Origin of the sequence: Candidatus Angelobacter sp., assembly GCA_035607015.1 — a bacterium.
In the GTDB taxonomy this organism is placed as follows: domain Bacteria; phylum Verrucomicrobiota; class Verrucomicrobiia; order Limisphaerales; family AV2; genus AV2.
In genome coordinates this window covers 38,113-46,388 of sequence record DATNDF010000505.1, presented here as the reverse complement: position 1 = coordinate 46,388, position 8,276 = coordinate 38,113, and the positions used below count along the sequence as shown (strand labels likewise).

8 protein-coding genes are annotated in these 8,276 nt (G+C 56.2%); 3 read left to right on the top strand and 5 right to left on the bottom strand.

The window, feature by feature from the left end:
* The 3 genes from VN887_20405 to VN887_20395 all read right to left on the bottom strand — a co-directional run.
* On the bottom strand, positions 1–896 hold an 896-nt coding region (locus VN887_20405; GenBank protein HXT42382.1), incomplete at its 3' end, for an AAA family ATPase.
* Between the two features lie 274 nt (positions 897–1,170).
* On the bottom strand, positions 1,171–2,286 hold the full coding sequence (locus tag VN887_20400) for a redoxin family protein (protein ID HXT42381.1): 1,116 nt from the start codon (positions 2,284–2,286) through the stop codon (positions 1,171–1,173).
* 122 nt (positions 2,287–2,408) lie between these two features.
* Complete coding sequence (locus VN887_20395; protein ID HXT42380.1) at positions 2,409–2,618, bottom strand: hypothetical protein; 210 nt, start codon at positions 2,616–2,618, stop codon at positions 2,409–2,411.
* 710 nt (positions 2,619–3,328) lie between these two features.
* On the opposite strand from VN887_20395, the gene VN887_20390 reads away from it, so the two are divergent.
* Positions 3,329–5,413 (top strand): elongation factor G, encoded by a 2,085-nt coding sequence (locus VN887_20390; protein ID HXT42379.1) that lies wholly within the window; start codon positions 3,329–3,331, stop codon positions 5,411–5,413.
* Positions 5,414–5,482: 69 nt separating this feature from the next.
* Here VN887_20390 and VN887_20385 read toward each other — a convergent pair whose 3' ends face one another.
* Both VN887_20385 and VN887_20380 read right to left on the bottom strand, forming a co-directional pair.
* Positions 5,483–5,770, bottom strand: a complete 288-nt coding sequence (locus VN887_20385) for a hypothetical protein (GenBank protein HXT42378.1) — start codon at positions 5,768–5,770, stop codon at positions 5,483–5,485.
* A 101-nt stretch (positions 5,771–5,871) separates the two neighbouring features.
* Positions 5,872–6,453: a hypothetical protein gene (locus tag VN887_20380; GenBank protein HXT42377.1), complete on the bottom strand. Its 582-nt coding sequence runs from the start codon at positions 6,451–6,453 to the stop codon at positions 5,872–5,874.
* Between the two features lie 245 nt (positions 6,454–6,698).
* Here VN887_20380 and VN887_20375 point away from each other — a divergent pair, with 245 nt between their 5' ends.
* Both VN887_20375 and VN887_20370 read left to right on the top strand, forming a co-directional pair.
* Complete coding sequence (locus VN887_20375; protein ID HXT42376.1) at positions 6,699–7,775, top strand: radical SAM protein; 1,077 nt, start codon at positions 6,699–6,701, stop codon at positions 7,773–7,775.
* A 3-nt stretch (positions 7,776–7,778) separates the two neighbouring features.
* Positions 7,779–8,273 carry a DUF4080 domain-containing protein gene (locus tag VN887_20370; protein HXT42375.1) on the top strand — a complete coding sequence of 165 codons (495 nt, stop codon included), beginning with the start codon at positions 7,779–7,781 and terminating at the stop codon, positions 8,271–8,273.
* Positions 8,274–8,276: the final 3 nt, after the last annotated feature.

Genomic DNA, 8,276 nt, shown 5'->3' with positions numbered 1-8,276 from the left:
AACTCCAACCCCAACCGTTTTGATTCGCTGATCTCCTGCTCGGACTCCGCCAGGTGTTCGCGGATTTTTGAGATCTCATTTTCATCACGGAGCACGTTTTCCGAACATTCCTCGATTTCGGCCCGAAGCTTTTCGACCGCACTCCGCCGCTCGCCAATTTCCGCTTGCAGCACGTCAAACTGGTGCCGCGCGAGTTGGGTATCAAGATGCTGCAACTCGACCATCAACTGCTTGTAGCGGCGCGCTTTGCCTGCCTGACGCTGGAGTGAACCGATTTGTCGTTTTACTTCTCGAATCAGATCCCCGACACGCAATAAATTCTGCTCGGTATATTCGAGCTTGCGCAGTGCCTCGCGCTTCTGCGCCTTGAATTTCGTAATGCCTGCGGCCTCCTCGAATACCATTCGCCGGTCTTCGGGTTTGCTGGAGAGGATTTGCGTAATGTTTCCCTGTGCCATGATGCTGTAGCTCGTCCGCCCAACACCTGTCCCCATGAACAGCTGTTGAATGTCTTTCAGGCGGCACGGCGTGCGGTTGATAAAATACTCGCTTCCCCCGTCGCGAAAGACGCGGCGCGTGATCGTCACTTCGTTGAAGGCCAGTTCCACGCCTGCAGCCAGCAAATGCTCCGTGTCCACGTCGCCAATCGTCAACGACACCTCCGCCATCCCCAGCGGCTTGCGGCCGTCAGTGCCATTGAATATCACATCCGCCATTTCGCCACCGCGAAGCGCTTTGGCAGATTGTTCGCCAAGCACCCAGCGGATCGCGTCAGCAACGTTCGATTTGCCACACCCATTGGGGCCGACGATGGCGGTAATACCAGGCTGAAAATTCAATGACGTCTTGTCGGCAAACGACTTGAAGCCGAGCATGGTCAGGTTTTTCAGATACATAATTTGCCCAGAGTAACTACACTACGGCTTGTAAAGTAAAGCCTAAAAACCACAATATATCGGGGTAAGCCCTGGGCGAGGACTCAACTAATGGAGGCAGAAGCTATGTTTCGGCTAAAGCCGATGTTCCGCCTTGCAGGCGGACCGAGACTACAACTTACGACACCCAGTCAGTTAGAGAATCATTGACTGAATGTCCAGCATATTGTTTTGAAACCTGACAATTCCCGGATGGCAAAGTCGTCGGAAAACGCGGATGCCTCCGCGCAAGCGCTTATTTGAAGCGGTCTTCTTGGAGCGATTTCACGATCGCCCGCCTCAGTTCCAACGGGTCAACCGCGTCCTGACATCGATAGACCACTTGTCCGTCTGGCCCGATCAATATCGTATATGGCAGCGCGCCGTCCCACTTGGGGTCGAACGCCTCCATGAGCTTGTATTTGTCCGTCTCGCCAAAAAGTAGGTTGCGGCCTGATGCGTGATTTTTTTGAAGGAATGCAAGAACGGCATTCCTCTCGTCGGGATAATTCGCGGATACCGTGATCATTTCAAACGCACGGTGACGGTACATGCGGTTGATTGTGACCAAATCTGGAAACTCAGTGATGCACGGCCCGCACCATGTCGCCCAAAAGTTGATGAGCCGCGTTTTGCCGGGAGCGCCGTCGCGCAGGGCTTTCAAAACGTCCGCGCCCGCTAGCTCCACACCTACCGGTTCCGCGGCCAGGTTTTGCATGTATCGTTTGACCGCCTCCTCTTTGCCCGCCCACTTGATCGAACAGCCGAACGACTTTGTGCGCTTGGACTGAACCTCCCGCCCTGCCAGCAATGCGTCAATCGCGTCGCGTAGATCGTGAACCTTTACGAATTCCGGCCGTTCGCTGTCATCCACACGGCCCGCGTAGCGAAGTTTACGCTCCTTGTCGAAAACGAAAACGTGTGGCGTCGCCACCGGGCCATAGGCTCGTGCCGCCGCCTGCATTTCTCCGTCGTAAAGATACGGAAAGTTGAATTCTTTGCTCCTTGCCCGGATCCGCATTTCATCAAATGAATCGCTCAGATCAGTGTAGCCCAGTTCGTCGAGGCGAATCGAGCCAGGATCGTTGGGGTTGATCGCCACGAGAGAAACGCCCCTTGTTTTGTAATCGCCCGCAATCTGTTTGAGCCGTTCTTCATAATACTGGGCGGTCGGGCAATGATTGCATGTGAAGACGATCACAAGAACATCCGCCTTCTTGAAACTTCCAAGCGAATACCTCTTCCCATCCACTCCGCGCAGTTTGAAATCAGGCGCGTGCGACCCAAGGGCGAGCGCCTCACCAGATGGCGCTGCGGAGAGCAACCGCGCACCCGCAAGCAACGCGACAAAAAGAGGATAGAGTGTGTTCATAGATGAGGTTCTGGCAATGAATTCCGCCTCCAAAATCTGCGACATCGCCCCCGTGGACACAACCACTTTTTCCCGCACGACCGGGCTTTTGAAGCGACGGGGAAACGATCGAGTGAGGAGTTCTAATCCTGGTCCAAATCCGCCATCAGCTGACGGTAATCCTCCTCCACCATCGCGGCTACCTGCTCTGTCCAGTGGTTGCGCTCTTCTTCCAGTTCGCCGCGCAACGCCCTCAACCTGTGCGCACCCGGTGCCGGCTCAGTCTTCGAGTCACGAGTGGCGCGCGCAACGCCGATGACTCGCGGCTCCATCCTGGTTGACTCAGTTGTCATAACACGTCCTTCACACAAATCCGTCCGGGCAGTATGCTTGGACTGCTCTCCTTCAAATCCACCTGGGTCGTGCGCCAGCTGCAAAACTTTTTCTCACGTTTCCCGCAGACCGCTCACCCCATTAATGAAGAAGCAAATGCTCTATACGGCGGAGTACGACGATCTGCAATGCGAAGATATTCAAAACGTATTCACCACCTGTTCACAACTTCGCAATCGCAGCATCGACTTCGACCACTTGCCGCGAATCAGAGTCACGCCGGACGCCACGAATCGCTTTGGCGAGGAGCACCACCCCCCGTCGAACCGCGATTCACAGCCGACGAAGCCGCTCCTTCAGGAGCTGACGCGACGTTCCAGTCATACACCACGCGCAGCGCTCTTTCGAAATCGCCCCTCGGCACTTCGATTCGCACACCGGCCCTCGGGCGAGAGAAATCAAGTGTCTCACCCAATTTCGATTCGCTGTGAATTTCGGCCTGTATGCCAACCGCTGCCAACCGGCCCTTCAGCGGTTCGGCTTCGGCAGGCGAGTTAAACGCAGCTACGGTCACGGTCTTCATAGGATGAACTCATTTTAACCTACAAATCTTGAAAGGCAAATGGCAAAAAACATTCCGGGGCGTAAAGATTTGTTGGCCATCCCGGCCCGGTTTGATAGAACCGAAGCATTCCAATATCCATGGCCCCAGGATCAGTCAATTCGACTCATGCAAACGTATCAATCGTCTGACATCAGGAATTTCGCAATCGTCGGACACGCCTCATCGGGCAAGACAATGTTGAGTGAGGCGATGCTGGTGTGCAGCGGCTCGATTCACCGGATGGGCAGCGTCGCGAACGGCACGACGGTATCCGATTACCATGTAAGCGAGCAGCAACGTCACATCTCCGTCCACGCCTCGTTGCTCCACGCCGAATGGCTTGGAAAAAAATTCAACGTCATCGACACCCCCGGTTACCTGGACTTCATCAGCGAAGGTCTAGGCGCATTGCGCGTCGGTGACTTCGCGCTCGTCGTCATCCACGCGAATCATGGAGTCGGGGTTGGTACCGACCAGGTCTGGAATTACGCCACGCAATATGGCATTCCGAAGATGATTGTGATAAATGCCATGGACAAGGATCAGTCGAACTTCGAGAAAACGCTCGCTCAGTGCCGTGAGCACTTCGGAGAACGGGTCTTCCCAATGAACTGGCCGGTCAATCCGGGCTCCGGCTTTAACACCATCCTCGATGTCATGCGCAGTGAGATCGTCACTTATCAGAAGGACTTGAGCGGCAAATTTCAGGAAGTGCCGGCTGCCGGAGAATGGTCGGAAAAAGTCAATCAACTGCACAAACGATTGATCGAACACATCGCGGAATCCGATGACTCGCTGCTGGAGAAATTCTTCGACCGAGGGAGTTTGTCGGAAGACGAACTGCGCGCCGGAGTTCATGCCGCCGTGCAAAAGCAGTCGTTCATTCCCGTGTTTTGCACCTCCGCCGAAACGAACGTCGGTGTCGCCCGACTCATGGATTTCATTGCCAAATACGGCTCGTCACCGGTTGACCGCGAGAAAGTCGGGGCTGTGGATACCGCGGGCAACGAAACCCAGGTCGCCCTCTCGAGTCCCGAACCGGTCCTGTACGTGTTCAAGACGATGAGCGAGGCCCAGTTCGGCGAGCTTTCCTTTTTCCGGCTTTATTCCGGATCCGTGAAAGTTGGGGGGGAACTCTACAACAGCGACAGGCGCATCACTGAAAAAGTCGGCCAGATCTATGTTCTCAACGGAAAAAACCGGACGCCCGTCAACGGCCTCAACGCTGGCGACATCGGGGCGGTTGTCAAACTCAAGGACACACACACCGGCAACACGCTCTGCAGTTCGCGCATGATCGTTGCGCTTCCCAAAGTCGTTTATCCCAAACCCAACATTCACGCTGCGCTCAAACTGAATTCCAAGGGCGATGAGGACAAAATCGCCACCGGCCTGGCCGCATTGCACGAGGAGGATCCCACGTTTCTTTACCATGTGGATTCCGAATTGCACCAGACCGTGATGTCCGCCCAAGGCGATTTGCACCTTGCCGTGCTCACCGACCGGTTGAAGAGGCGCTATAAAGTCGAGATTGAGCTTATCCCGCCGAGGATCCCATTTCGCGAGACCATCAAGGGCCGGGCCGAGTCGAAGTATCGCCACAAAAAGCAGACCGGTGGCGCCGGGCAATTCGCCGAGGTCTGGATGCGCATTGAACCAAAGCCACGCAACACCGGCGTTGAATTCACACAAACTCTCACCGGCCAGAACGTGGACCGCGTTTATGTGCCGTCCGTTGAAAAGGGCGTTCTGTCGGCCTGCGCGGAAGGCATCCTCGCCGGTTATCGCGTGGTGGATTTGAAGATTGATTTCTACGACGGCAAGATGCATCCGGTGGATTCGAACGACATTTCGTTTCAGATCGCCGGCAAGGAAGCGTTCAAGGAAGCATTCACCAACGCGCGGCCCGGCTTGCTCGAACCCATCTACAACCTCGAAATCAAAGTCCACGAGGACGCGCTCGGCAAAGTGATCGGTGACCTTTCCAGCCGGCGCGGAAGAATTCTGGGCATGGACACCGACGGCTCGTTTCAGGTGGTCAAAGCCCAGGTTCCGGCGATGGAACTTTACCACTACGCCACCACGGTTCGCTCACTCACCGGCGGCCGCGGCATTCACACCGAGGAATTCAGCCACTACGAAGAAATGCCGCGCGAGCTGGAACAGAAAATCATCACCGAAAGCAAGAGCCGGAAGCAAGTGGAGCACTGAAATTCCGTTCGACTCGATCCCGATCTCGTCCGAATATTGCGAGAAGTTCAGCGAGGCACACCGTGAAATTCATCGCGGATCTCGATCGAATCCCCTTCCCCTGAACTGCCTTCCTCCTGACCTCCAATACTGCGGCCAACTGCCGACAACCAGTGCATGATAGCTGTGCTCGCAGATGGCGATGTCCGACGCCGACAAACGCTGCGCCATCGTTATCTGCAACATCGGCGTGCATGTCCGTAACGACTCCATCGCCGTTTCGATCGCGCGTGCTGCGCCGCCCGTCGGAAGCCAGGCAACACATATCATCGCGAACAGCGCGCCGGGTATCGAGCGAAGTCGGAGAAGCACTTTCATGCCTGGATGCTAATGAACGCGTGAGTTAAATCAACCACCTTGAGTGTTCAGATGTGTTCCCGGTTCCCTCGCAACCACGAACCCGACTCGTCGAACCACGCTTACTCGTTTATTCCCCAACGCGGAGGAATCGTCGCGTGATGCAGAATTCCATCCAGGAGCGAAGTGACCTTTTCCGCGCGCTTCGTGATGGTCTCGATCGAGGTGTTCAATTCACTCACTGAGGCGCCCGCGGCCTGCGACAGATAGTCCATATTGGCGCGCCGCGCGACTTCGCGCAAATATACCTGGATCGGGACCAATCCTCTGAGCTGATCTTCAGCTGTGCCGATCATCGCCACCAGAACTCCATCGCGCGCACCCCGCCACGGCACCCAGGTCTCGATCCATTTTTCAACAATGCAAGGCAACTCGCGCCGCGCGTGCGCGGAAAACAATATCAAATCAGAACCCGCTGCCTGACGCGCGGCCTGCCGGACGAATCCAGCATCCCGCAGGAAATCGAACCGCCACCATCTGAAATTGAATTCCATGTCCTTCCAGAACCTCTGAACAAGGCGTTCGCAGACCTGCATCGCACGATCGCGTGTCATGGCATCCTCGTAAGCGATGACCGCGGAAAAAACTCCCTCCCTCGCCGCCGTTGATTCACTGACATTCGGTTTAGCAAGCAGGTCGTTCATGAAATCGGCAGCTGTTGGCAACGACTTTTCACGAAACAAAGACGGCCGGATACGATTGCACCGTCGCTACCAAACTCGGCCCGACTCGAAGGAAGTCAAGAGCGACTTTGTCACTTGTTATTCACCGCTTGTTCCCAGGTTATGAACGTGTGTCTCTGCGGTGGAATACGAACAAAGAGGATGCTCCCCTCTCTGCTATTCACTTTGCGCACCGACGATGTAACGTGATAAGTTGAGCCGCCCCTATGGCTGAGATCATCCTTGCCACGCTGAACGCGAAATATGTCCACAGTGCCTTCGGTCTCCGTTACCTGCTCGCCAATCTGGGCGAACTGAGGACACAAACCTGCCTCGTCGAGTTCGATATCACGCAGCGGCCTCTCGATGTGGTGGAGGTGCTGCTGGCCCGCCAGCCAAAAATCATCGGCCTCGGCGTTTACATCTGGAACGTGGCGCAGACGACCGAAACCGTCGCGGCACTCAAACGATTGCGGCCCGATGTTGTTGTTGTCATTGGTGGGCCGGAAGTCAGTTTCGAGGTCGAGAATCAGGAAATCGCGCGCCTCGCGGATTATGTCATCACGGGCGAAGCAGACCGGAAGTTCGCCGAAGCTTGCCGCAAAATCCTTTCCGGGAGCCGCCCTGCGGATAAAATCATCGCCGCCGAACGTCCCGGTTTGAGCGAACTGGTGCTGCCTTACGACCTCTACACGGAAGAGGACGTGGCGCATCGTGTCATTTATGTGGAGGCATCGCGCGGTTGTCCGTTCACCTGCGAGTTTTGCCTGTCGTCACTCAACGTTCCCGTGCGGCAGTTTCCCCTGCCCGCTTTTCTTGAAGCGATGGAACGCCTGCTCGGTCGCGGAGTCCGACAATTCAAGTTTGTGGATCGCACATTCAACCTGAACCTGGACGTCAGCAAAGCAATACTCCAGTTCTTCTACGAGCGTTATCGACCGGGTTTGTTCGTACACTTTGAAATGATCCCCGATCGTCTGCCGGACGCATTGCGCCATCTCATCGCACAATTCCCGGCAGGCGCCCTGCAGTTTGAGATCGGCATTCAGACGTTCAATGCCGGGGTCAGCCGGCTCATCAGCCGTCGGCAGGATTATGCCAAACTCGCCGACAACCTTCGGTTTCTCCGTTCACAAACCGGCGTCCATGTCCACACGGACCTGATCGCCGGCCTTCCCGGAGAATCGCTTGAGAGCTTCGCCTCCGGGTTCGACCGGCTGATCGCGCTCCGTCCCCAGGAGATTCAAGTGGGCATTCTCAAACGGTTGCGCGGAACGCCGATCATTCGCCACGACGCTGAATGAGGAATGATCTACAATCCCGACCCGCCGTACGAAATCCTGCAGAACAAACTTGTGAGCTTCGTCGACATGCAACGGGTGCGCCGCTTCGCCCGCTATTGGGATCTCGTGGGCAACAGCGGCAATTTTGTGGAGACCACGCCGCTGATTTGGAGCGGGACACCGTCACCGTTCGCGGCGTTTATGCGGTGGAGCGACTGGCTCTTCGCGCGGGCCGGACGCAAGTCCGGCATTGCGCTGCCGCGTCTGATGGAGTGGCTGTTTGAGTTTTTGACGACAGAATCCGGGCTGCCGCATTCGGTCGTCGCCGATTCCCTTTGGAGTGATTACCGTCGAGCCGGCCGCCCGGACAAGCCAAAGTTTTTGCGCGGCTACATCACGGAAAAGGAACCGCCGGTTGGGCGCCGTCCTGCGGCCTCAGGTTTGAAGCGCCAGCACAGGCACCAGGCAGATGATGAGACCAAACGGTCGACCGTTCCGCGACCGGAGTTGCTGCGCTGAAGG

Bases quoted from the DNA above. Each gene is read 5' to 3' on its own strand.
- VN887_20400 (HXT42381.1), bottom strand. From the start codon at position 2,286: ATGAACACACTCTATCCTCTTTTTGTCGCGTTGCTTGCGGGTGCGCGG.
- VN887_20395 (HXT42380.1), bottom strand. From the start codon at position 2,618: ATGACAACTGAGTCAACCAGGATGGAGCCGCGAGTCATCGGCGTTGCG.
- VN887_20390 (HXT42379.1), top strand. From the start codon at position 3,329: ATGCAAACGTATCAATCGTCTGACATCAGGAATTTCGCAATCGTCGGA.
- VN887_20385 (HXT42378.1), bottom strand. From the start codon at position 5,770: ATGAAAGTGCTTCTCCGACTTCGCTCGATACCCGGCGCGCTGTTCGCG.
- VN887_20380 (HXT42377.1), bottom strand. From the start codon at position 6,453: ATGAACGACCTGCTTGCTAAACCGAATGTCAGTGAATCAACGGCGGCG.
- VN887_20375 (HXT42376.1), top strand. From the start codon at position 6,699: ATGGCTGAGATCATCCTTGCCACGCTGAACGCGAAATATGTCCACAGT.
- VN887_20370 (HXT42375.1), top strand. From the start codon at position 7,779: ATGATCTACAATCCCGACCCGCCGTACGAAATCCTGCAGAACAAACTT.